This is a genomic window from Streptomyces sp. NPDC054975 (genome assembly GCF_053609105.1).
In genome coordinates this window covers 1-25,050 of the sequence record NZ_JBSGWV010000016.1, presented here as the reverse complement: position 1 = coordinate 25,050, position 25,050 = coordinate 1, and the positions used below count along the sequence as shown (strand labels likewise).

The following is a 25,050-nucleotide window of genomic DNA, read 5'->3' as shown; positions in this document are numbered from 1 at the left end:
CCCGGCCGATTCCAGCCCCGCTGTCCGACCCCGCACGTAAAGTGGTCGAGATCGGGGGTGAAGCGATCACCCCTGGTCGGTGACACGAGTCCGGGCAGGACCCGGAGCAGGACGTACGGGGAGGGCCGGCGGGCGCCATGAGACCCACACTCGCCGCGCAGGCTTTGCGCGACACGACAGTCGAGTATCTGACCACCACCTTCGCGCTGGCCGAGCCCGATACCCAAGAAGCGCTGACCGCCTTCCTCACCGACCCGGCCGACGGGCTGTTCCGCGGGCCGTACCACCGGATCCGGCGCCCCTTCCGCGCCGCGGAGGACGGCTGGCAGCGGCACCTCGACTGGTGGAAGGGCGATTTCTGGCCGTACGCGCATCAGGCCGAGGCCTTCGCGCGCCTGACCACCAAGGACGGGCACGTCCCGCAGCCCACCCTGGTCACCACCGGTACCGGCTCCGGAAAGACCGAGTCCTTCCTCGTCCCGATCATCGACCACTGCCGGCGCGCCAAGGCGGCCGGCAAGCACGGGATCAAGGCCGTGCTGCTCTACCCGATGAACGCCCTCGCCGGCGACCAGGCCGACCGAATCGGCAAGTTGCTGACCGATGAGCGCCTGGCGGACGTGACCGCCGGTCTCTACATCGGCGAGGCGAGTTCCACCAAGAACGGCTCCCCGTACGGGCGCGTCGCGGTGGACCGGGCCGAGATCCGGCGGAATCCGCCGGACATCCTGATCACGAACTACAAGATGCTGGACCTGCTGCTCCAGCGACAGCAGGACGCCCCTCTGTGGGCCGACGCCGACCTCGCGTACATCGTGATCGACGAGTTCCACACGTACGACGGCGCCCAGGGCACCGACGTCGCCATGCTGCTGCGGCGGCTCGGCGCGGTCGTCGGGGCTGCTGAGGAAGACCGGCCGCTGGGCTCGATCTGTCCGGTGGCGACCTCGGCGACCCTGGGCGAGTCGCCGGTACGCGACCGGCAGGACCAGGGCGGTGCGGGCGGTCCCCGGGCCATGCTGGACGTGGCCTCGCAGGTGTTCGGCGTGCGGTTCCCGGACGACGCGGTGGTCGGGGAGGACCGGCGGGACCTGAACTCCTTCCTCTCCCCCGTCGACCTGTCGCTGCCGCTGCCCTCCCCCGCCGATCTCATGGCCTTGCCCGATCCGGCTGACGGCGACGGCTCGCTCGACGAGGTCTCCCGCGTGGTGCTCGGCTGCGACACCTCCGACGCCCGCGAGATGGGACGCCGGCTCCTCACGCACCCGATCACGCACGATCTGCTGACCGCCGACGTGGACCAGCCGCTCACGGCCGACGAGATCCTGGCCGCCTTCCCCACCAGCTCCCCGTGGCGGGTGACGGCGGCCCAGAATCCGGAGGAGGCCGCCAAGGCGCTGGACCGGTTCATCGCGCTGATCTCGGTGGCCCGCGATCCGAAGGCGCCCGCCGATCAGGAGCGGCCTCTGCTGCTCGTCGAGACGCACCTGTGGGTACGCTCGCTCTCCCGCGTCCTGCGGTTCGTCTCGTCGAAGCCTGTGTTCTCCTGGACGGACGACGACCAAGCCGCCACCGCCGCCGTCGTGTCCGCCGCGCAGGAAGACCGGCGCCGCGCCGTGGCGCGGGCCGGTCGGCTGCCGTCGGCGTACTGCCGACACTGCGGGCGGTCCGGCTGGAGTGCCGTCATGCCCGAGCGGAACCCGACCTCCCTGGTCACCGCGCCCGATGACATCTACCGGCTCAGCGCAGGTGGCGGCAACGGCAAGGCCCGGGTGCGGGCGCTCATCGCGGCAACTCCCGCGGAGGCGGCGAGGCAGGCTCGGCTGGACCTCGACCGCAGCATGCGGCGCGGAAAGCGGGCGGCGGCCCGTGAGGCGACCGTGCTCGTCCTGGAGGACAGCGGGGAGGCGCTGCGCAAGATCGACCCCGACGAGGTGTTCCGCGCCGACGGCTCGATCGCGGAGACTCCGGAGAAGGGGGTGTTCGTCAAGACGTGGTTCGACAACGCCGACCAGGACGACTACGCGAAGCAGGACCGCTGCCCCGCGTGTGGGCAGGCCCAGGGGATCCGCTTCCTCGGTGCCGGTGTGGCCCCGCTCGCCTCGGTGGCCGTCACACAGCTGTTCACCGGCGGAGAGCTGCCGAAGGAGGACGCCGAGGGCAACGACCGGCGCAAGACCCTGATCTTCAACGACTCCGTGCAGGACGCGGCCCATCGGGCCGGGTTCGTGGCGTCGCGGGCCTGGAAGTTCTCGCTGCGGTCGCTCATCCAGGAGCAGTTGGTGGAGCGCTCGGCGGAGGAACCGGGCTACGCCGCCGACGGCGTACCGCTCAATGAGCTGATCGCCGCGCTGGTGAAGCGGGCCTCCGTGGACAAGGAGAAGCTACTCGCCTCGGTCGTGCCTCCCGACCTGCACGACGTGGACCGGGTGAAGCGGCTCCTCGCCGGCAAGAAGCGGCTGCCCAAGGGGGCATGGGACCTGGTCGGTGAGCGGCTGGCGTTCAACACCCTGCTGGAGTTCGGACTGAACTCACGGATGGGTCGGACGCTGGAACTCACCCGCACGGTGGCGGCCGAGGTGCATCTGCCGGACCCGGAGCGTGCGGCGAAGCTCGCCGAAGGGCTGTACGAGGAGCACCTGCGACGGCAGCTTCCCGTGGACCCGGAAGAGGCGGAAGAGGGCGAGGAGGCCGCCGGGGAAGCCGTACGGCAGGTCCTGCCCCCTTCCGGACCGGAACGGCTCCGACGCTTCGAGGGCTTCGTGCGCGGCCTCCTGGAGCACGTGCGGATCAGTGGCGGCATCCGGCACGAATGGCTGGACAAGTTCATAGACGCCGAGGGGCGCAGCCGGTACTCGATCTGGAGTGGGCGCCCCGAGGGCATGCAGGCCTTCGGCTGGAACTCCGACGCGCCGGCCTTCGTCCTGGTGGGGTCGCGCACGGGCAAGACGGACTTCGAGCGGGTCGACACCAAAGAGAGCTGGTACACCGACTTCGCCGAGCGCTGCCTGGGCATGGACCGCACCCTCGCCGCCGGTTACCTGGCCGAGCTGCTGCCGCGCCTGGCGGACGCCGAGATCGGCGCCCTGGCCCACCGGCGTACCGGGGAGAACAAGGCCGGTGGCAACAACCGGGAGCACGGGGTCTACGGGCTCACCCCCGGGCACATCCGGGTGCGGCCGCTGACCGACGAGCAGACGGCGCAGGCTGCGCTGGCCTGCCCGGATTGCGGCTGGACGCAGACGGTGCCGCCGGAGCGGGTCGGGGTGTGGCAGGGCTTGCCCTGCCCGCTCAAGGGCTGCGCCGGGCAGCTGGCGGTGCCCTCCAAGGACGCTCCCGGCCGGGCCGGGCGAGACTACCGACTGGACTACTACCGGAAGCTGTACCGGGAGGCGGGACCGTACAGCGTGGTCGCCGCCGAACACACCGGTGTACTCGGCCGCAAGGAGCGCGAGGAGGTCGAGAAGGGCTTCCGGCAGGGTGTCCGACACACCGACCCGAACGTGCTCTCCTGCACCCCCACCCTGGAACTCGGCATCGACATCGGCCAGTTGGAGGCGGTCGTGCTGGCTTCGCTGCCGCCGAGCACGGCCGGGTACGTCCAGCGGGTCGGCCGGGCGGGCCGCTCCACCGGCAACGCGCTCATGGTGTCGCTCGCCGACACCAGCCCCCGCGCCCTCTACCACCTGGCCGAGCCGCGGCAGCTGATCGCGGGGCGGATCCTGCCTCCCGGCTGCTTCCTCTCGGCGGGCGAGCTGCTGCGCCGCCAGTACGTCGCCCATCTCATCGACCTGGCCGCGCGCGGTCGACTGGAGGGTGTCGTCCCGCTGCCCGACCGGGTGACGGCCCTGTTCGGGCGGGTCGGCTGGCTGCGGCGGTTCTCGCAGGCCGTGACAGGCCGGCGGGACCTGGTCGACGACTTCCTGACACTGTTCCCCGAGATCGACGGAGTGCCGGACTCGGGAGTCTCCAAGGACGCTCGTGCCTCCCTGCACCGCTATGCCGCCGGAAAGCTGGCCGAGGCGTTGCAGGAGGCCGAGAAGGCGTGGGAGGCCGAGCGCACCGAACTCGTGGACCGTCGCGCCCTCATCAACGAGGCGGCGGAGGCGCTCCACGAGAACGTGGAGGACGAGGCCCGGGAGAAGCGGAACCTCGCTCGGGAGGCGATGGCCGTCGCCAAACAGCTCCAGGAGTTCGCGCAGGCCGGAGCACAGGCGTTCCTGGTCGAGTGGGGCCTGCTGCCGAACTACAGCCTGGTGGAGCACGGCGTACGGCTCGAGGCCGCGCTGACCCGCAAGGAGCCCGCCCGGCGCGCCCGAGGCACCGCCGGTGCCGATGCGGGCAAGGCACCCGCGTCGCAGTGGCGCACCGAGACCCGGACGTACACGCGGCCGTCCGAGTCGGCGCTCACCGAGCTGGCCCCGGGGAACTCGTACTACGTCCTCGGCTACCACCACACGATCGACGGCTTCGATCTCGGGCCGCGCCCCAAGGAGGACGAGGAGGACCCGCGTTCGGCCGTGGTCGCATGGCGGGTCTGCCGCGAGTGCGGACACGTCCGTACGAAGAACGCCGAGGCCGACAAGTCGGCCTGCCCCCGCTGCGCCGGACCCGACATCGGCGGCAAGGCCGCCCTGCACCATGTGATCGTCCCGCATAAGGTGACCTCCCGGGACAAACGGGACGACGCCCGGATCATCGACGACCACGACTCGCGGAACCAGCGCTACTACTCGACCGCCACGGCGGTGGACATCGACCCGGCCGCCATCAAGGAGAGCTGGCGGCACTCGGGCGCCACCTTCGGCGTCGACCACGTGCGCGAGGCGGTCATCCGGAGGTTCAACCTCGGGCCCGCCAAGCTGAGCCGCCGCCCTGACACGTTCTTCGCCGGCACCGAGGTCACCATCACGCCTTTCGTGCTGTGTCCGCTGTGCGGCGGCGCAACCGACCACGAGCCCGGGCACGTCCCCGTACAGGAGGAGCTGTCCGAGTCACTCGCCGGGCGTCCGGAGTTGGCCCACCACCGTCCCTGGTGTCCCACGCGGCGCCGCGGCCGGGCCGTCCAGTCGCAGGACCGGCGCGTGATCACCGCGACCGAGCACCGCACCGAGGCCCTGCGCATCCTGCTGCCAGCCGCGACCCTGCACGTGCCGGAGAGGCTGGCGTCGTTCTCCGCGGCCCTGCACCTGGGGCTCGCGCTGCGCTACGGCGGTGATCCGGCGCACATCCGGTCGACGCCGAGCACGGAGCCGGACCGCGAGAGCGGGCTGACCCGCAACTACCTGGTGCTCTACGACTCGCTGCCCGGCGGCACCGGGTATCTCCAGCGACTCGTCGAGGGTGTGGGCGAGGAGTTCCGGGCGGTACTGGCGGCCGCCCAGGAATACCTGCGCGACTGCCCGTGCCAGGACGGACCCCGGCGCGCGTGCCACCTCTGTCTGCTGGGGTACGCGCCGGAGCGGGAGTACCCGCTGCTCGACCGCCGCGAGGCCCTGTGGATGCTCGACGACGTGCTCGGCGAGGACGGCCGCAGCCGGTGGGACGTCAAGCCCGTCCGGAAGGACCGGGCGGGCCGTACCGAGGACGAGGAAGCGGACCGGAGGCGCTTCGCCCGACAGGCGCAGAGTGACCTGGAACGGCGCTTCATCGACTGCCTCGACCGCTGGCTCGCCGATCCCGCCCACCAGGCCGACGTGGAACACGAGGAGACCCCGACCGGCCGCCAAGGCAAGCAGTTCACCCTGCGCCGACGGGACGGCTCGCCGATCCGCTGGGAGTCGGTGGCGCAGAAGCCGCTGTACGCGCAGGGCACGGTGCCGGATCTGCTGCTGCGCCCCGTCGCGGGTGAGACCACCTCGGACGGCGCTCCGCCCATGCCGGTGGCCATCTATCTGGACGGCTACCGGTGGCACGCGTCCGCGGCGACGAACCGGATCGCGGGGGACGCCGCCAAGCGGGCCCGTCTGCGTGCCGACGGCATGCTGGTCTGGCAGATCACCTGGGACGACGTCATGGCGTGGGAGAAGGAGCTGCGGTCCCGGGCGGGCCGGGGTGCGGCGGCGGACGGGGACGAGGCCGCTCAGGGGCTCGCCCGTGCTCTGGCGGGGCCGTCGGCGCAGGCCGCGTGGCCGCCGTACTCCGTCGAGGGCGAGACCTCGCCGGGTGGTCGGGCACGGGGCAACTGGGAGAAGCAGCGGCAGGATCCTGGCGAGATCGACCGGCTGTTCGCCGGTGCCATCCCCGCCCTGCTCGGCTTCCTCGCCGACCCGGACCTCCGGCGTTGGCGTGCGATGGCCCGGCTCTGTGTTGCGGGTCTGCTGCAGCTGGCGAAGCGGGACGAGGTCGTCGACGCCTCTCCGGAGGCGGCCGTGCCGTGGATCGAGGCGGCGCTGCGCGACGACGACCGCCCCCTGGTCCGTGGTCAGGGTCTGAGGCTCTACCCCGTGCGCGACGGGTCCGGTCTGTCTCTGACGTTGATCGGCGACACCCGGGTCAAACCGCAGGGGCTGAGTGCGCTGGCCGTGCTCGACGACCGCGCCGAGGCTGTCGCCGGTGACAGCGATGCGCATCGACGGCGCTGGAAGGCATGGCTGAGCTGGGGGAACGTGCTCCAGTTCCTGGATCCGACCGGGACCGGCCGGGCCGACGGGCTGCAACTCGCCCGCAGCGAGCTGGACTCGTTCGATGCGGGGCTGCTCGCGGCCACGGCCGTACGGGCGGACGGACTCCTCACGGCCCTGCGGGAAGAACTCCCGGGGACGGGGCTCGTCGTGCCGGAACACGACGACCGGGACGGGGCACCAGAAGCGGCCGGCGAGGCGGCTGTTCGTCCCGTACCCGCGGCCGTCAGAACTCCCGCGTCTCCCACTGCGCTGGAACGCGCCGCATGGGAGCTCGTCCTGCGTGAGCTGTCATATGTGGGCGACCCGGCGATTGAGGCCCTTGCCAAGGCGCTCGCGGAGCGCGGGGAGGTCCCAGCCGCCGAGGCGGGCTGGGACGCCGCCGGCATCTCCCGGCCGCTCGAGCTGGCCTGGCCGGACCACAGGATCGCGGTGGTCCTGGACGAGGACGCGGCCGACGACCGTTACATGGCGGAGTGCGTCGCGGCGGGGTGGCAGGTCCGGGCACCCGGCGGATGGGACGAGAAGCAGCTCGCAGCCCTGCTCGACGACGGGAGGCAGGGCGCGTCCGGAGAGGGAGGGGACCGGCGATGAGCCATGGGGTCAGGACACAGGTCGCGGTCACGCCGCAGGCCAACGAGGACATCCGGCGCCTCGACGCGGCGACGAAGAACGCGGTGGGCGACTTCGTCCGCCGGCTGCGGGCCGACCGGTCGAACCGGGCCCTGCGGCTGACCCTGCTTCGTGAGGCGGGCGGAAACGGGCGCCTGTTCCTTGCGGCGCTCGACGGCAGCCGCATGGGCCTGCTGCTCGAAACCGAGGAGAACCGCTTCAGCCTGCTGGCCGTCCGGGTAGGGCCGTCGGCCCGGGAAGAGCTCGCCCGACTGACCGTGGAGATCAACGCGGTCTCGGGTGGTGTCGAGCTCGTCGATCAGAGCGAGGTCAGCGCCAATGTGGTGGCGATGCCCGTGCGCCCCGAGCCCGCTCCGGAACCGGGCATCGCACCGGAGAGACCCTCGGTCACCGAGACGTCCACAGCTCCGTCGGGCGTCGGGGCCGGTGCCTCCACGGTCGCACCGGCCGCCCTGCCGGTCCCGCTCTTCGCCCCATACGAGGACGAGGAGCTCATCGGCCTGGGGGTCATCGCCTCCCTCCTGCCCGCCCTCCGGCGGATCACCGACAGCCGTCAACTGAGTACAGTCCTCAGCCACAACCTCCCCGGGCTCACCCGGGAGGTGCTGCTCGCGCTGCACGACGGCATGGAGCCGAGCGAGGTCCGCAGGTTCATCACCGCCCCGTGGCGGGCGGACGAGGAGATCGACCCGCAGGACTGGGCCCGGGCGGCACGCCGGCCCGTGTCCCAGGTCAGTACCGACGACGCGGCCGTCCTGGACGCACTCGGGGACGGTTTCGACGCCTGGCGGCTCTTCCTCCACCCCGAACAGCAGAGGCTCGCCACTGCTTCCTTCAAGGGATCGGCGAAGGTCACCGGCGGTCCGGGCACCGGCAAGACGGTCGTGGCCCTTCACCGGGTCCGGCACCTCGTCGCTCAACTGCCGCCGGGCCAGACCAGACCCGTCCTGCTGACCACGTACAACACCAATCTCGCGGCCGACCTGAAAGAGCGCCTGCATCGGCTCGGCGGCGACGAGCTCGTCCGCCGGGTCGACGTCAAGTCCGTGGACCAGCTGGCCAGGGAAGTGGTCGAGCAGCATCCGAGTTCCGTGCTCGGCACGCCCATGGGCGACGAGGAGGCCATGGCACTCTGGCACCGGGTGTGCGCCGAGGCAGGGGTCTTCGACTTCGACGCCGACTTCCTCGACTCCGAGTTCAAGCACGTCATCCTCGCCCAGGGCTGCGGTACCGAACGCCTGTACCTCCGGGCCGAGCGACGGGGCCGCGGCGTGCTGCAACGGGCCGGACGGAAGCAGGTATGGGAGCTGGTGGCGAAGTACCGTACGTTTCTGGAGGGTCCGCCCAGACGCACCACGTACGCACTGATCGCCGACGAGGCCGCGCGGATCGAGGAGCACCGCATGGCCAAGGCCGCCGAGCAGGCACGTTACAAGGAGGAGCACGGCGGCCTGGACCTCATCCACCGCGAGGCGGGCAGCGGCATGTGGCTCAAGCCCCGCTACCACCACATCGTGGTGGACGAGGCTCAGGACCTGTCGGCCTCGCACTGGCGGATGCTGCGCGCGATGGTGGCACCCGGACCGAACGACCTCTTCCTGGTCGGCGACGCTCACCAGCGCATCTACTCTCACCAGGTCGTCCTGGGCAGGCTCGGCATCAGCACTCCCGGCCGGGCCTCCCGGCGACTGACGCTGAACTACCGCACGACACGCGAGATCCTCGGCAGTGCCCACGGCCTGGTGCACGGCGAGACCTTCGACGATCTCGACGACGGTGCGGACACCCTGGATGGATACCGCTCCGTCCTGACGGGGCTGGCCCCTCAGTACTGGCGGGCTCCCGACTGGGAGACCGAGATGAGGGCCGTCGCCACGCTACTCAAGGAGCGCCACGAGCGCTACGGCACTCCGTATTCGGCCATGGCCGTCAGCCTTCCGGACAAGGCCGCGGTCACACAGCTCGCCTACACCCTGGCGTGCGAGCCCTTCCTGATCCCCGCGAGTGAGATCGGCAGGGAGGGGCCCCGCGACACCGACACCGTGCGCATCGGCACCATGCACCGTTTCAAGGGGCTCGAGTTCCAGCGGGTGTTCCTGGCCGGTATCAGCGACGGTTTGGTTCCCCATCAGCGCATCGAGACCTTCCGGCTGAGCAACCCCGACCGATACCGCCAAGAGGAACAGCGAGCCCGCTCGCTGCTCTTCGTGGCGGCCACCCGGGCACGCGACGAGCTGGTCGTCTCCTGGCACGGGCGCTCGAGCCGCTACCTGCCACGGCATGCCGATCACGATGCCGGCCGTGCGACGTCCCTGCTGACGGGCGACGGTCCTCCGTCGGATTCGAACGCGGCCTGATCTCTGAGGCGTGTGCCGGGGCGCCGGGTGCCCCGGCACGGCATTGTGCCTACAAGCCGTGCTGGTCCATCAGTCGCAACAGGTTCCGTTTGCGCTTCTGGGCGGCGCGCAGGTCGGTGACGTACGCGGTGAAGTCGTCGGGCGTACCGAGGTGGCGGTGGCAGTCGCGGATATTCAGGAGCAGGCCGACGAGCTGTTCGTAGGCGCGGTTGCCTGTCTCGCGGGCGAGAGGGGCGGCGAGTCGGAGGTAGACGGCCAGGGCGTCCGCAGGGCGGGTCGGGCGGGACTGGTCGGTGAGGGCGAGCCACTGGCTGTCATGGGCGCCGTGCTCGTGGGCTGCCTGCCAGGCGGCGTCGACGTCCCTGTCGTCCAGCAGGACATCGACGAGGACCCGGTCACCGGACGCATCCGGCCGTTCGGCGTCGTCACGGAGCAGCGCCAGTGCCTTCTCGCGCTCGGCCGTCCAGCACGCGGCGGCGACGGCCGCGGCGCGCAGCTGCCGGTAGGTGAGCAGGGTACGGCGGGCGGTGAAGTGGTCACGGCGCAGGGTGACAGCATCGGCCGATCGGCCGGTCCGGGTGTAGCGGTCGGCGAGGTGGTCGACCAGGGCGGTGTCGACGCTGGCCAGGTCCTCGGTCTCCCGGATGCCGCGCTCGGCCCATTCCTGGGCTTCGGCGGTACGGCCGGCTGCGTCGAGTTCGCGGGCGATGAGCAGGTGGGTGTGACCGTTCGGCGCGAGGTCGGCGGCGTGTACGGCGATCACCGTGTCGATGTCCCGCCCCGACTTCTCCAGGCGCTGCATCAGATGTTTCTCGGCCCAGCCGGTGCGGTTCGCCTGCCATGCCTCGGCCGCGTGCCGGCGCAGGGCGGCCGTCCCCCGCTCGCCGAGCAGGTCCTCGTAATCGAGCGGGTCGATGTCCGTCAGGTCGGCCGCCTCGTCGAGGGCATGGGTCACCAGCCAGTGGGCGAGTTCCTCCGGATCGGGGCGGGCCGCGCGGCAAGCCTCGCGGTGGGCGTCGGCGAGATCGGCGCCGACCTGGCCGAGCCGGCCGTCGGAGTCGTCGACACTTCCGATCGCGGAGGCCAGCAGGCCGAGCGCCTCCCGGGCCAGAGTCGTCGCGTCGGCCGCCCGGCCGGAGGCGGTCAGCGACCGGATCGCGGTGACCGCCTGCCCAGCCTGGTCGGCATAGGCCCGGGCGTCGGCGTACTCGACGTAGCCGTACTGCGCGAACGGGCCGATGTCGAGCAGCTCACGGATACGGGAACGGATCCCGGCCACGTCGCCGCGGGCGCTCGCCATCCGCAGTTCCAGGCGTTTCCGCAGGTTCCGGTCCTCGACCATCTCCTCCCGCACGAGAGCGAGCAGATCGTCCCGCGACAGGCCGGTCAGCCAGGCGTCGAGGCCACGGACCCGTTCCCGGGCCGTTCTCCGCAGGCGGGGCAGGTCGGCCTCCTGCGCAATCACCGTCAGGCCCAGCGCGACCAGATGCTTGCAGAAATTGCCCTCCTGGCCGTACGGGCAGTCGCATGTACCCGTCGGCTTCCTGCGGCCATCGAGGAGTAGTTCCGCCTCGTATCGCTCCGTGCCACGGACCGACGCCCTGATCCAGCCGTCACCGAACTCGACCCCGGACACCTCGTCCACATAACCGAATCCACGCTCGAACGAACGCTCCCCGGCCAGCGCCCTCAGTTTCGCTTCCGTAAGACCGCCCACGACTCTCCGTGCTCCGATCCGGCTCGGACTCCCTCCGACGGCCCTCATGCTAGAGGCCGCCACGCCGAACGACTCCGGAGATCAGAACGGCGCCACCCGACGAAGCGATGCTTCCGGTTGTTCGAGCCGCCCTCACCGTCCTGTCGCCTCAGCCCTCCAGCCGCCCTGTGCGGCCCGTGCCCCCACCTGTAGCGTCGTCACCCAGCGTCCCTCTCCGGAAAGGTGCCGCATGACCAAGCCCGCCACCGTAAACCTGACGAAGGCTTCGCCCACGGTCTCTCTGGACAAGCACGGCGTGACCTCGGGGCTGATCAAGGTCAACCTCAACTGGACCTCGCCACAGGCCGTCGCCCAGCGGGCGGCCGGCGAGGCCCGTGGCCTGTTCGGCCGGATCCGGGCCTCGATGCGATCGGCCGCGGCCAGGAAGGTGGATCTCGATCTCGGCTGCATGATCCGCTGCACCGACGGTTCCAAGACCGTGTCCAGGCCCTGGGCAACGCCTTCGGAGCGGTGGACCGCTTCCCGTACGTCGCGCTCGACGCCGACGACCGCACCGGAAGCCGGGAGACGGGAGAGAACCTTGTCATCAACCTGGACCACCAGGCCGAGTTCCAGAAGCTCCTGCTCTTCGTCTACATCTACGAAGGGTCCGGCGACTTCCGCGGTCTCGACGCGGTGGTGACGCTGACCTCCGACCGCGGCGACCGCTTCCGGGTGGTTCTGGACGAGTGCCCGCCGCAGGCGTACGCGTGCGCCATCGCCCTCATCAAACGGCAGAAGGGCGAACTCGTCATCGGACGCGAGGTGCGCTGGTTCACCCCGGCGGACGGCCCCGGTGTCCAGGACGTGGTCTCCCGGGCGTACCGGCTCGGCATGAAATGGACACCTGGCCGGAAGTAGCACCCGGTCGCGGATAGGCCGCGCACTCTCTCGGGTGCACTCGGTACCCGAAGGGCGTACGGTCCGACGGCTGCCCGGCGAGCTGCCACGTTCCGGGCGTTCGGGCACTTGGTCACCGAGGCCTCTCGATCTCCCGAGACGGGACCGTACGTCCTTGGGCGCTGTAAGCCCTCGTGATGCCCGCCAGGTCGCGACAGGCCTCCGCCTTAAGGGCAGCCAGCACAGAGTAGCAACCAAACAAGACATTTCATTTTCGCGGGACATGTCCGGGACCGAGCACCTCACATTGCGTCAGCTAAGTTGCTGACCTGCGCAAAGCGCCGGAAACACCGACGGCCTCCGGAGCCGTGTGCGCAGGTTCGAATCCTGCCGGGGGCACTTCTGCCGGATCCACGCGATCGCATCGCTGACCCGCCGAAGTGCCAAGCATGAAGGCCCGAACTCGGTTGCGCCGAGTCCGGGCCTTTGTCGTTGATGCGCGCTGGTCCGCGTGCGGGGCGTGCGAGCCAGGCGGGAGGGTCAGGAACCTCCGTCCTCCTCCCGCCCTTTGTCCCTGGAGGATGCGTGGTCCTTCTCCCGGTTGGATCTCGGCTTCCAGTGCCCCGTGCGACGACGTCAAGGTCGCTGATCGAGCAGCCATGCAGACGTTGAGAGCCGGACCCGGTCCTCCTGGGTCCGGCTCTTTTTGTCGTTGCTACGGGACGTCGTCAGGAGCGTTTGAAGAATTCGACTTCCGCCAGGGCTATGTGGCGGCCCTGTGACAGACCGGCCGCGTCGTGGATCACCAGTTGGACCGAGACCACGTCGCTGTGGCCCGTCTGGATGGTCTGGGGGCCTGGCTTGTCGGCCAGGGTGATCGTCTTTTTCTTTGTTGTGCCGTCCGATGCCGTGATCAGCAGGTCCGCTCGGATCGGGCGGGCCTGGTTGCGGTGGGCTTCCGCCTTCTTCGAGACGCCCGTGTGGACCACCACGTTCACCAGGCGGAACGGGGAGCGGAAGGTGAACGTGAGTGAGTCGCCGACCTTCGGCGCGCCCCAGTACGTGTTGCTCAGGCCGTCCGTCGCCAGCGTCGCCTCGTGCTTCGGGACCGACGCCGTGGCCTCGACCGACGCCGGGGTGACGGGCGTTGCCTTGCCCAGCTTGTCCCGTACGTCCTCGTACAGCCAGCGGCCCGCCGGGATCAGGAAGTAGCCGCCCACCACCAGGCCCAGCAGCACCAGGGTGATCACCGCGCGGCGTACGAACGCGCCCGAGCCCGCCCGCACCTTGCGGCGGAACGGCCACACCGTCCGCCACCACGGCAGCGGCGCCACCGGAGCAGCCTGGCTGAGCGGGGTCGCACAGCGGCGGCAGAAGCGGCGTCCCCGGGCGTTCCGTGTGCCGCAGGACGGGCACGGCAGGCCGTCCTGCGGTTCCTCCGACGCCGTCTGCCTCACCTTCGGGCGCTGCGCCATCGGTTTCGCCGGTTGCACCGCCACCACCGGTGTTTCCTCGGGGGGTTGTGTGGTGGACTCCGATGGTGGTCGTGCCGGCCTGGGGGTGCGTGGGGCGGCCACTGGTTGCGGGGGTGCGGCTGGGGTGGGTGGGGGGTTGTGCGGTGGGTGGGGGTTGTGCGGTGGGTGGGTGGCCGTCGTGGAGGTGTCCGGGGGGAGTTGCCCCGGGGCCTCCTGCTGGAGGTCCGGATGGAGGTCCGGGGGGAGTTGCCTTGGGAGCTCCTGATGGAGGTCCGGCGTCAGCTGCCCGGGGAGGTCCCGCTGGAGGTCCGACGTCAGTTGCCCGGGGAGGTCCCGCTGGAGGTCCGACGTCAGTTGCCCGGGGAGGTCCCGCTGGAGGTCCGACGTCAGTTGCCCCGGGAGGTCCCGCTGGAGGTCCGACGTCAGTTGCCCCGGGAGGTCCGTCGGCAGTTGCGTTGGAAGGTCCGTCGGGAGGTCCCGCGGGAGGTCCGGCTGGAAGGTCCTCAGCAGGCCCCTCAAGAAGCCCGGCTCGGGTTCCGTCGGGAGTTCCGTCGGGATCTGTGGGGCAGCCGTCGGGGGTGGGGGCAGCTGGGCGTGCGAGGGCTCCTTCGCCGGGGGCGTCGGCTCGTTCGACCAGCCGACGTACGCGCCGCAGTTGCCGCAGAAGTCGTCCGTGGCGTCGTTCGCCGTGCCGCAGTCGGGGCAGGTGCGCATGGGTCAGCTTCCTTCCTCGGGTGGGCCGGGGAGGAGTTCTACTCGGCATGTGAGGTGGACCGGGCAGGAGGCCGTGACGACCTCCAGGACCTGGTGGGCGGTCACCGTGCGGGGGCCTGTCGGCCAGGCCCGTACCAGGAGTTCGCCCGCCGGGGCCGGGGGGAGTTCGGTGTTCGGGGTGGTGGACCACTTCGCCCCGCCGCCGTCGATGATCTGGGCCTCCACCCCCAGGCAGAGGCGCAGGCGTTCCTCCAAGCCTCGGCGGGTGCCTCGCCGGCGGTGGAGTTCCATCGCTCGGGCCACGACCGTTCTGGCCAGGTCCTCCGGCCAGTCGTCCTCCAGGTCCACGCCGAGCCAGGTCGCGAGCCACCGCAGGAAGTCCGGGGGCGTGAGGGCGGGGTCGAAGTACGCCGGCAGGTTGTCCAGCGTCGACAGCACCGGGGCCAGGACCGTGTCGAGGCCGGCCGTGAAGCGCTGCGCGAGGTCGTCGTCCGCGTACAGGGCCGGCAGCAGGGCGCCGATCGGATGGCGGCTCGGCAGGCCGGGGACCGCGGCTCTGGTCATGCTCCGCCGCCCAGGTCCCCGGGGGTGACGACCACCTGGTGCTGGTACGAGAAGACCAGGGCGCCCCGCGCCACGTCGATCCGCTCCACCGGGGAGCCCCTCCGCCCGGTCACCGGGTCGGCGGGGAAGAGGCGGACCTCCTCCACCAGGGCGTTCTGCGCCGCCCGTTGGAGGACCGCGAAGACCTCCCCGTACTGGACCGGACGGCCGAACGGCCAGCCCCTGCCGTCGGCGCCGCCGTGCAGCGGGTTCAGGTGCCGGAACAGCGCCGCCAGCGCGGCCTCCCGTACCCGGTCCACGTCCATCGGCTCGGCCACCAGGCGCGCCACCACAGTGACGCCCTGGTACGCGGGGGGTTCCACCACCAGGCGGGTGCCGACCAGGCGGCGTTCGTCCAGGCTCGTCGTGATCGCCGACAGGACCTGCTCGGACGGGATCAACTGCTCGAAACGCAGGCGGTCGTCGCCCTCGTCCGCCACCGCGTCCGGCACGACCAGTACCCGTACCGCCCCGCCCTCCCCCGCCACGGCGGGCAGGCAGCGCACCCGCTTCACCGAGGGGGCCGCCTCGCGCGCGATGAACTCGTAGTCCTGGGCGGTCACCGCCCTGTCCCGTACCCGCAGCACGTGCGGCGCCCGCAGCTTGGCGTTCTCCACGCTCTCGCCGTCCACACCGCCGCGCGCCGCCTCGCGGTTCTCGACCCGGGCGACGTACGGGACGGAGCTGCGCAGCACCGAGATCGCGCCGCGCGCCACGTTGCCGGCGGCGCCGCCTCCGGTGCGGTAGCGCGGGATCCGCACCATGGCGCTCTGGTCCGGGACGGCGCCGTAGGTGCGCAGCGTGCCGTCCGGTTCCCGCAGCGCGGGCGGGAACGTGAACTCGCCCGTCGTGGCGTCCACGACGACGTGCCGGTCGGCGGGCGACGAGTCGCCGAAGTGGTCCACCGGCGTCCAGGTCTGCCAGCCCTCCGCCGAGGACACCTCCAGCACCGGAGGCTCGCCGTCCAGCAGCAGCGGCGGGCGGGGAAGCCGGAACCGCTGGCCCGCCACCCCGTCGGAGGCGCCCAGCAGGGTGTCGTACACGGTCTCCGCGTGCTCGACGGTCATCGTGCCGCCGACCGTGAACACCTCCGCCTCGCGGACGGTCGGCGACTCGGAGTAGAACGGCTGGCCCGCCTCCGGGGCGGTGACGCGGCAGCGCAGCCAGCCCGCCCGCGTACCCGCGACCACGGACGCCGTGTGCCCCGCCGGTACGAACACGAGGACCTCACCCGGCCTGTTCAGGCCGCCGGTCGTGTCCGATCCCGTCTCGCACAGCGCCCACCGCGCGCCGTCCCAGGCCTCCCACACGAGGGGCGGCTGCCTCGGGTCGACACCGACGCCCTCGACCCGGCTGTCCAGCCGGACGGCGACGATGCACCGCGGCACGGCCGTCGGCAGACCGAACAGCAGCGCGTCGCCGGGTGCCGGGGCGGCCTGGAAGCAGGGGATGTCCCGGCCCTCGCCGAGCGCGGTCGTACGGTCCGTCTGCTCGCCGCCCGCCGGCGCGGTCACCAGGCGGGTGAGGGAGCTGGGCATGATCGGCAGGTCGTCGACGGTGCTGAACACCACCGCGTCCTCCGTCTCGCTCCGTACGGTGGCCACCTCGACGCCCGCCCGCAGCATCACGGTGTCGGGCTGGGGCGCGGACAGCCAGAAGTCGACGTCCGCCGTCGCCGCCGTCGGCGGGAAGAGCTTGACGCCCAACAGGTCGAGGAACGCCATGTAGTTCTTGTCCGGCACCCGGTTCAGCCGGTAGAGCAGCTGGTCCACCATGTACGCGAACGTCTCGATGAGCGTGACCCCGGGGTCCGACACGTTGTGGTCGGTCCACTCCGGCGACCGCTGCTGCACATAGCGCTTCGCCTCGTCGACGAGTTGCTGGAACCGTCGGTCGTCCAGGTTCGGTGAGGGCAGGGCCATCAGCGTCCTCCTGCCTCGTCGGCGCCCTCGGTGGAGGGGATGGAGTAGAAGGGAAAGACCAGGTTCCGCAGGTCGTTGGTGGAGCGGACGGTGTACCGGACATCGATGTAGAACGTGCCCTCGTCCACGGCGTCGAACGCGACGACCACGTCGTCCACCTGGATCCGCGGCTCCCAGCGCTCCAGCGCCGTCCGCACCTCGTGGCCGATCCGGCCGGCGGTCTCGCCGTCACCCGGCGCGAAGACGTAGTCGTGGATCCCGCAGCCGAACTCGGGGCGCATCGGGCGCTCGCCCGGCGCCGTCCCGAGGACCAGCCGGATCGCCTCCTCGATCTCCCGGTCCCGCTCCACCATGCCGATCCCGCCGGTGGGCCCGACCCGGAGCGGGAACCCCCAGCCCCGGCCTATGAACCGCTCGCTCACATCGGCCCCCCGATGAGGACGTTCGGCGCCCCGACCATGATCTGCGCCCCGCACGCCGTCTGGTCCCGCATGCAGGCGGCGGGCAGCCCGCCGATCAGCACGGCCCCGGTCACGGCGGCGCGCGGGTTCGGCAGGATCACGTTGGCCGGGCCGAGGTACGCGTGCGCCGCACAGGCGTGCAGGCTTCCGGTCACCGCGGCCGGCTTGCCGCCGATGAGCACGGTGGGGACCATGACGGCGCCGGGCGGCGGGGTGCCGATGACACCGCCGTGGGCCGTGGGGTCTCCGACGCGGGCTGCGGGAGGCATCTTCTTTCTCCTTGCTGAGCTGAGCTGAGCTGAGGTGGGTGGGGCGTTAGGGCGGGTGGTGGGGTGATGTGGGTGGGGGTGATGTGGTGGGGGGACTGTGGGTGGGAGTCGGGCTGTTGGTGTCGCTCCGGCTGCGAGTGGAGCTTTTACGGGGCTCCTAGTTGAGGCGGATCATCCGGGCCTTGATCGTCGCCAGCAGACCGCCGTCGACCGTGACCCCCGTCTTGCCGTTGATGTTCACCGTCCGGCCGTTCAGGTCGATCGACCCCGTCCCCGCGTCGAGCGTGATGCCCCTCGGCGTCAGCGTCACCGAGCTCAACGCCCGTCTGCCGCCCGGCCCGAAGACGGTGAGTTCGATCTGGTCGCGGCGTTCGTCGAGCTTGACCTCCAGCCGCTTGTTGCCGCTGGCCAGGCGTACACCGGACGTTCCGCGCGGGGTGTCGAGCAGTTCGAGGCGGTGGCCCGAGCGGGAGACCAGCGAGCGGCGTTGCACCTTGCCGCTCGTCCTGTCGACCAGCGGGACGTCGTGCGGCGACGGCTTGTCCACGCCGTTGTAGAGGCCGCCGAGCACGTACGGGCTGTCGAGGAGACCCTGCTCGAAGCCGACGAGGACCTCGTCGTTGACCTCCGGGCTGAACACCCCTCCCCCGCCCTGGCCGCCCCACTGGACCGTGCGTACCCAGTCCGTCACGTACGTGGCGTCGAGCCAGGGGAACTTCAGCTTCACCCAGCCGCGCTGGCCGCCGCCCGTCTCGCGGATGTCGGTGACCACGCCGATCGCCAGACCCGGCATGCGCGGGCCGCGCGCGGGCGCGTTCGCCCCCGTGGCCAGGCCCGTGAGGGATCGGTCGGGCGAGGAGCTGACCACGATCGTCGTACGGTAGCCGCCCTGGGGCTCCAGGACGTGGTGGGCGGCGGTCGCCGTGTACCGGCCCGAGAACGCCTTGCCCACGTTGCCCAGCGCGACCGGCTTGCCCGCCCGCAGCTTGGGGTTGCCCTCGGCGACCGCCTCGATCTCGCCGAACCCGGCGCTCACCGACGCGGCGACCGAACCGGCCACGGCCGTCGTCTCCGCCTGCGTACGGTACGGCGTGTCGGTGACCGTGACCTTCGCGGACGCGCCGAAGGCGGAGGCCACGGAAGGGCTCATGCCCGGGGTGACGGTGGTGCTGCGGACGGACGGCCGGGTGGCCACCAGGGGTGTCTTGGTGGTGACGTTCCAGCCGCGCACCTCCACGTTGCCCGCCCCGTCGGCGCCGGTCAGGACGGCCCGCAGGGCCAGCAGGTTACGGCCGTACTCCAGGACCAGCGGGCTGCGGGTCGCCGGCGTGGACGGGGCCGGCGCCGACGCGGCCGGCGTCGGCTTCACGAACTGGAGCAGGCCCTTCTCGTCGATCCGCACGTGCGCGCCACTTTCCGCCGCCAGGAACTGGAGGAACTCCCAGTCGGAGACGTTGGGCTGGGACAGCTGCGTGTGTGTGACGGGGGCGGCCTCGATCTTGCCGCAGGCCAGACCGGCCCCGGCGGCCACCTTCCGGACGATGTCCGCCGTCGTCATGTTGCGGTACGCGACGACCTTCCGGCCCCGCTGGAGGCGGTGCGCCTTGGAGTACGCCCGGAGCACGGTGAACGAGCCCGTGGTGTCGGTGTCCAGCTCCACGGCCGTCACCTCGCCCGTGAACAGCCGCTCCCGCGCCTGACCCTTGACGGTCACGACCGAGATCTTCAGCGGGGTGCCGATGGTGATGCCGGTGGCGGTGAGCAGTTCGTGGTTCGGGTCGCGGTACGTCAGCACGGCGGTGTCCGGCAGGCCGACGTTCTCGTCGACCACGCAGCTGACGAGCTGGGCGACCCAGGCGGGCGGCAGTTCGGCGGGCGCCTCGACGATCGGGTCGGCCGCGAACGACCTGCCGCCCCGCTCCTCCGTGGAGTTCATCGTTCCTCCTCCGCTGTCCCGTCCTCGGTGCCGGGCACGATCAGTTCCGTACCGGGTACGAGCACCATGGGGTCGTCGATGCCGTTGGCCTCGGCGATGACGCGCCAGGCGGTGGCGTCGCCGTACTCGCGCCACGCGAGCAACGGCAGGCTGTCCCCCGCGACGACGCGGTGCGTACGGCGGGCCTCGCGCGAGCCCGACGTCGGGTTCTGGCCCGGGGCGTCGACGCTCGCCTCCTCGATGGAGAGGGAGCAGGTGGCGCGCAGCGGCTTACCGTCGACATCGAACAGGGTGTAGTTGACGGAGAAGTTGGACAGCACTCCGTCGAAGGAGGTCGTCTTCGACGTGCCCCATTCGAAGCGCACCCACGGGCTCGCCGGTGTCTTGCGGGCCAGGCTGGCCTTGGTGGGCACACAGGCCACCATCATCTGCTGAACGGCCTGTTCCACGGAGTTGTCGTGCTTGGCCGTCCCGTCGAGGAAGACCTCCAGGGAGAGCGAGCGCGGTCCGCTGCCGACGAACTCGGGCAGGGCCGACTGGCCCGCCATCCGGGAGGGCGTGCGCCGCCACTCGGTGGTCTTGCTCATGGACAGGCTCGACGGGTTGAACTGGAGCTTGACGCGGGCGAGGGTGCCGCCCGGCTTGGCGCCGACCTTCGCGGGCGGCTCCATGATCGTCAGTTGGGCTCGGGCGCGGCTGGCTCGGGCGGGTGACATCTCCTACGTACCTCCTCTCGTGGACGGTGCCGGGTCTCAGGACGGGCGCAGGCCCTCGTGGGCGATCTCCAGCGTCTCGATCGCGGCCTGGGAGTTGGCCGGGTCGAAGGACGGGCCCTGCCAGCGGACCGGGACGATGCCGAGCACCTGCCAGCTGACGATGCGGCTGAGGTCGGGCCTGAGCGCGACGATCTCGCCGTCCTTGGGCTCGACCCGCTGGATGATCTCGTCGAGCCAGCGCGCGATCTTGGCGGTGTCCGCAGTGACCGGGCGGGTGAGGGTGATGTTGGACCACGTGATGCGGCCGGGGAGCTGCCAGGCGAACCCGTTGTTGCCGCCCTCCGCGTACTGCTCCATCTCCACCTCGGCGCCCAGGCCGGAACAGGTGTGGAAGGCCCCCAGGTCGTTGCCGCCGATCGCGAGCCGGAAGAACACGCTCGTGGCGACGATGCTGTCCGTCATTTCTCTCCTAGCCCTGGGGGCCTGTTCTTTGGTCGGTGGCGGGTGGCGGGTGGGCTACGGGCGGTGGGCGGTGGGCGGTGGGCACGAGGGTCAGCGGCGGCCGTCGTAGGGGCGGCCCGTGCGCTCGCGTCCCCTGCGCATCTCGGCCCGGAGCAGGCGGGCCACCGGGTCGATCAGCTGCCGGGCCAGCTCCTCGATCTCCTGACTGCGGGAGGAGGGGGAGGCGGCTTTGGTGGGGGTCGGGGTGGTCGCCGCCGTCTTCTCGGTGGCCGAGTCGGCTCGTTGGACCGGGGTGACCCGGGTGACCGGGACGCCGCTGAGGCCCGCGTCCGCCATCCGCTGGACCGCCTTGGCCTGGAGCGAGCCGGCGGGCGTCCCGGGCGAGACGGGTGGCCGAACCGGCTCGGGTCCAGTCGCCGGCCCGGCACCCCGCGTGTACGTCAGCGGCTGGGCTTGACGCTGCACGGGGGTGCTCGCCGTTTCCCCGGTGGCGGGGCGCGTGGGCGACGGGTCGAGGCGTACGAGCGGTACGGGGGGCGCGGGGGGTGCGGCGGCTGCCGGGCTTACGGCTGGTGCCGGGGTCACGGCGCGTGCCGGGGGCGCGGCGGGTGCCGGGATCACGGCGCGTGCCGGGCTCGCGGCGAGTGCGGCTGCCGGTCCGGGCGCGGAGGAGCGTTGGACCGGGGCGGGGGCCGGGACAGCAGCCTGGGCCGGTGGCGTGCTCACCGGCATGGGAGTGCCTGGGGAAGTCGCCTGGTCCGTCGAGCCGTTCGGGGAGCCGTTGGTCGCGGCCGGGCGCAACCGGGCCAGCAGGCCCCTGCCGGGCGGCGTGGGAACGTTGGCGCTGCGCTGGACCGCCGGGGCCGGCGCGGGAGCGGGCGTCCGGGACGGGTCGGCGGGGCCCTCCGGCGTACCGGGTGCGGGGTCCCGGCGCCAGGAGGCGGCGACCACGGGACGGCGGGACGCCCCGGCTGCGGAGGGAGGCGCGGAGAACCCTTCGGCGGCTCCGGTACTGACGACCAGCGGGCGGTCGGCGAGCAGTCGCCGCGAGCTCTGGACGAAGGGCGTGACGGCCGGTGCGGCACCCGGTGATGCCCCGGTGGCCGCGGACACGTGCAGGGGCGTACGGGGTGTCGCGTCGCCCCGGGCGGGGGTGGTCGAGGCGGGGGTCCGCGCGTCGACATCGGTCGGCCCGGACGGCGACTTGCCGGCGCCCTGGGCAGTGGACGGGGCGGCGGGCTTCTCGACCGCGCGGGCCACGGGGACCAACGGCTCCGGCCTCGCGTCCGCCGGGCGCGCGAGCGGGACGACGGGGGTGGCCTCGGCCGACGAGCCGTCCGACGCGCTGGGCGTGGGAGTACCGGTCGGGTCGGACGTCTTCTCGGCCGCGCGCTGCACGGGTGTCGACGGAGTCGACCCGGTCGGCGAACCAGGCGTCGAAGTGCCGGACGCGCCGGACGTCCTCCCGGCTGCGCGCTGCACGGGTGTCGGCGGAGTCGAGCCCGCCGAGCCGCCCGACGCGCCAGGCGTCGAAGTACCGGACGCGCCCGACGTCCTCTCGACCGCACGCTGCACAGGTGCCGCCGAAGCCGACCCGGCCGACGAGCTGCCCGACGAGCCAGGCGCCGACGTACCCGACGTCCTCTCGGCCGCACGGGACACCGGCACGAGCGGGGTGGCCCCCGGTGCCGAGGCGTCGGCCGGAGCCACCGGAGACGCCCCTGCCGAGGTGCCGGGCGTGCCGTGCGCCGGGGCACCGCTCGGACCGGTTGTCGTCTCCGCCGCACGTGACAGCGGTACGACCGGGGTGGGCCCGGTCGGCGGTGCGTCAGGGGTGCGGGGGCGCGCGGGCGTGCTCGCGCTCGGGAGCGGGCTGCGCTGGACCGGTGCGTCGCCACCGAGCAGGGGTGCGGCGGGCGTCGAGGCCGGGGCGCGCGTCGCCGTCGGGGGGAGTTCCCGTAGGGGTGCCCCCAGGCCCGACCGGGTGGTGGGCTTCCGGACGGTCGGTCCGGGAGCGGACGGTGGGGGTCCCGAGGGGCTCTCGGGCTCCGTCGTCCGGCGCATGACGGGCAGCGGCTGCGCCGGGGTGGGCGCGTTCGTGACCGTCGGGCTGCCGATCTGCCGTGCGGTGGAGGGCAGTTCGCCCAGGGGCGCGCCCAGGCCGGGCCGGGTTGCGGTACGCGGGCTCCGGTCCGGCCCTTCGGCCCGTGCGGGCTCTTCCCGTACGGGGTTCCCGTCGGGGGACGGTGTGGTCGCCCGGTCGGCGGCCGTGGCCGGTGAGCGCGGCGGAACCGCAGCGAGCACACGCGGTGCCATCGCCGGGCGCCGGGCCACGACCATCGGGGCGCCGACCGGGCGCGGCCGGACGGGGGAAGCCGGCCGGGTCCGCCGGGGGGTGGCGGACGATTCGGGGGTCTGGGGTGCGGGGCCCGTGGTGGGGGCGCCCGCGTCGGACGGTTGCGGCGCCGCGCCCACGACGGGCAGCGCGGCGGGCCGGTTCGCGTCGGCTCGCCCGGGCTCGTGGGGCGTGGCGGGGGCGCCGGAGCCGTCGGCCGGCCGAGCAGGCGCCGCCGAGTTGTCCGGCGTCTCGGCACCCGTACGCCGGGACACGACCAGCGGGTCGGAGGCCGCCGGTACGACGGAGGGACCGTCCCCGCCCGTGACCGGCCGGGGCGCCGCCGGGCCCGCACCCAGTACGGGTGCGGTCATCGCCGGGCCGCCGGGTTCGGCCCGCTCGGGGACCGGCGTCCCGGCACCCGTACGCCGGGACACCACCAACGGGTCGGACGCCGCCGGGACGTGCGTCGCACCCGATACGGGCACGGTCATCGCCGGGCCGCCGGGTTCGGCCCGCTCGGGGACCGGCGTCCCGGCACCCGTACGCCGGGACACCACCAACGGGTCGGACGACGCCGGGACGTGCGTCGCACCCGATAGGGGCACGGTCATCGCCGGGCCGCCGGGGCCGCCGCGCTCGGGGGCCGCGTCCCGAGTGTTCGTCGTGCGCCTGGGCGCCGTCCGCTCGGGGGTCGGGGTCTGCGAACCCCCCGTGCGACCGGACGCCACCAGCGGGTCGGAAGCCGCCCGTTGGATCGGGCGCTCGGGGCCCCCGGCCGGACCGGCCTCGGCCGGCTCGGGGTCCGGGGCGCTGTCCACCGCGCGGAGGAGCAGCGGGCCGCCGCCCTCGGTCGGTGTCGGGCGCGGGGTGGTGGTGGGGCGGGCCACTCCGTGGATCAGGCCGGTGGGGGCGGACGGCAGGAGGCCGTGGCCGAGGTCCGTCGTGAGCGTCGGGTTCTGCCAGGCGGCGAGGCCCGAGCGGAAGCGGAGGCCGTCGCTCACGCCCAAGGGCGAGCGGGCGATGGTGACCGGGGCCGGGGCGACCTCGCGCCAGCCTCCGTCCCAGTCCGGGCGCCCGGCCGGGGCCTGCGGAGTGGCGGCCTGACCGGGCTCCCGTACAGCGGTGTCCCGCGACGCCGACGCGGGAGCCGACGGGCCGCCGCCGACCCGCCGGAACCGCGACGCGGGGCCGGACGCGGACGCCGACGCGCCGCCGCCCTCCCGCCGGAACCTGTCCCAGAAGCCCATGCCCTCACCTCACCCGCCTTCGTTCACCCGTGTGTTGATCCGCGCTATCTCCCGCACCCACTGCTGCCGCTCCGCGTGGGTGAGGTCGAGGATGTCCTCGCGCTGCCAGTGGAAGTGGTAGGCGACGTACGCGATCTCCTCCCGCAGCCGGGGAAGGGCGTACGTCACGATTCCCCCAGGCGCCCGCCGGAGAGGTCCACCTCGAAGGGGCTGTGGCAGTGCGGGCAGGTCACCGCCGCGTGCGTGTGGCCCTCGCTGTTGATGCGCCGGTAGAAGTCCTGGAGGAAGGCGACGTCGGTGGCGTACATGCGCTCGACGACCCCGGCGTGGACGTCGGTGATCGTGCCCAGGCTGGTGATCACCTGGCTGAGCAGCACCACGCTCAGGTACGCCGGGTTCTCCTTCACCCGCAGGTCGATCTGCGGCCGCAGCTCGTCCCGGGCGGTCGCGAGCCGCATGGAGCCCGTGCGGTGGACCGTGCCCTCGTCGTCGACGTAGCCGCGCGGCAGCTCGAAGGTGAACTCCGTGCGCAGTTCGTCGCGTTGCCGCCCGGGCGCCGGGGCCTGGGCGGGCGCCGGCGCCGCGGCCGGGGCGGCGGCCGCCGGAGCGGGCGCCGGGGGGTACGCGGCCGCGGCGGGCCCGAGGTGTTACGACAGGTTGGCGGGTGTGAGCGGACATGCGCTACTTAGATAACGATA

General features: G+C 72.5%; 14 protein-coding genes and 1 pseudogene. 3 read left to right on the top strand and 12 right to left on the bottom strand.

Translation table 11 applies throughout. The features are described from left to right. The first annotated feature begins 137 nt into the window (after positions 1-137). Together ACWF79_RS16990 and ACWF79_RS16985 are read left to right on the top strand one after the other, a co-directional pair. A complete protein-coding gene (locus tag ACWF79_RS16990; RefSeq protein WP_453728888.1) occupies positions 138-7,217 on the top strand; it encodes a DEAD/DEAH box helicase in 7,080 nt (2,359 codons plus the stop codon). Further along, on the top strand, positions 7,214-9,613 hold the full coding sequence (locus ACWF79_RS16985) for a UvrD-helicase domain-containing protein (protein ID WP_453728887.1): 2,400 nt from the start codon (positions 7,214-7,216) through the stop codon (positions 9,611-9,613). The genes ACWF79_RS16990 and ACWF79_RS16985 overlap by 4 nt, the downstream gene beginning before the upstream one ends. Positions 9,614-9,662: 49 nt before the next feature. Here the strand turns inward: ACWF79_RS16985 and ACWF79_RS16980 are convergent, their stop codons facing one another. Beyond that, positions 9,663-11,330, bottom strand: coding sequence for an SWIM zinc finger family protein (locus ACWF79_RS16980; RefSeq protein ID WP_453728886.1), 1,668 nt, complete (start codon positions 11,328-11,330; stop codon positions 9,663-9,665). Between the two features lie 510 nt (positions 11,331-11,840). Here ACWF79_RS16980 and ACWF79_RS16975 point away from each other — a divergent pair. Then, positions 11,841-12,230, top strand: coding sequence for a hypothetical protein (locus ACWF79_RS16975; protein WP_453728885.1), 390 nt, complete (start codon positions 11,841-11,843; stop codon positions 12,228-12,230). A 707-nt stretch (positions 12,231-12,937) separates the two neighbouring features. Here ACWF79_RS16975 and ACWF79_RS16970 read toward each other — a convergent pair. The 11 genes and pseudogenes from ACWF79_RS16970 to ACWF79_RS16920 form a co-directional block, all read right to left on the bottom strand. Beyond that, the gene (locus tag ACWF79_RS16970; protein ID WP_453728884.1) at positions 12,938-13,543 is read right to left on the bottom strand and encodes an NADase-type glycan-binding domain-containing protein; all 606 of its coding nucleotides are present in this window, start codon (positions 13,541-13,543) and stop codon (positions 12,938-12,940) included. A gap of 858 nt (positions 13,544-14,401) precedes the next feature. After that, positions 14,402-14,962, bottom strand: a complete 561-nt coding sequence (locus ACWF79_RS16965) for a phage tail protein I (protein WP_453728883.1) — start codon at positions 14,960-14,962, stop codon at positions 14,402-14,404. Continuing rightward, positions 14,959-16,923 (bottom strand): putative baseplate assembly protein, encoded by a 1,965-nt coding sequence (locus ACWF79_RS16960; RefSeq protein WP_453728882.1) that lies wholly within the window; start codon positions 16,921-16,923, stop codon positions 14,959-14,961. The genes ACWF79_RS16965 and ACWF79_RS16960 overlap by 4 nt, the downstream gene beginning before the upstream one ends. Beyond that, positions 16,923-17,345 (bottom strand): GPW/gp25 family protein, encoded by a 423-nt coding sequence (locus ACWF79_RS16955; RefSeq protein WP_453728881.1) that lies wholly within the window; start codon positions 17,343-17,345, stop codon positions 16,923-16,925. The genes ACWF79_RS16960 and ACWF79_RS16955 overlap by 1 nt, the downstream gene beginning before the upstream one ends. Continuing rightward, positions 17,342-17,653 carry a PAAR domain-containing protein gene (locus ACWF79_RS16950; protein ID WP_453728880.1) on the bottom strand — a complete coding sequence of 104 codons (312 nt, stop codon included), beginning with the start codon at positions 17,651-17,653 and terminating at the stop codon, positions 17,342-17,344. Before ACWF79_RS16950 ends, ACWF79_RS16955 begins: the two co-directional genes overlap by 4 nt. Positions 17,654-17,810: 157 nt before the next feature. After that, positions 17,811-19,589, bottom strand: a complete 1,779-nt coding sequence (locus ACWF79_RS16945; protein WP_453728879.1) for a VgrG-related protein — start codon at positions 19,587-19,589, stop codon at positions 17,811-17,813. Further along, positions 19,586-20,305: a CIS tube protein gene (locus tag ACWF79_RS16940; protein WP_453728878.1), complete on the bottom strand. Its 720-nt coding sequence runs from the start codon at positions 20,303-20,305 to the stop codon at positions 19,586-19,588. The genes ACWF79_RS16945 and ACWF79_RS16940 overlap by 4 nt, the downstream gene beginning before the upstream one ends. A gap of 36 nt (positions 20,306-20,341) precedes the next feature. Further along, positions 20,342-20,767: a phage tail protein gene (locus ACWF79_RS16935; protein ID WP_453728877.1), complete on the bottom strand. Its 426-nt coding sequence runs from the start codon at positions 20,765-20,767 to the stop codon at positions 20,342-20,344. A gap of 90 nt (positions 20,768-20,857) precedes the next feature. Further along, positions 20,858-24,352: a hypothetical protein gene (locus ACWF79_RS16930; RefSeq protein ID WP_453728876.1), complete on the bottom strand. Its 3,495-nt coding sequence runs from the start codon at positions 24,350-24,352 to the stop codon at positions 20,858-20,860. Between the two features lie 9 nt (positions 24,353-24,361). Continuing rightward, positions 24,362-24,520: a DUF6760 family protein gene (locus tag ACWF79_RS16925; RefSeq protein WP_018492281.1), complete on the bottom strand. Its 159-nt coding sequence runs from the start codon at positions 24,518-24,520 to the stop codon at positions 24,362-24,364. Then, positions 24,517-24,963: pseudogene (locus tag ACWF79_RS16920) on the bottom strand (hypothetical protein); the annotation flags it as partial. The pseudogene ACWF79_RS16920 and the gene ACWF79_RS16925, both read right to left, overlap by 4 nt. Positions 24,964-25,050 lie beyond the last annotated feature (87 nt).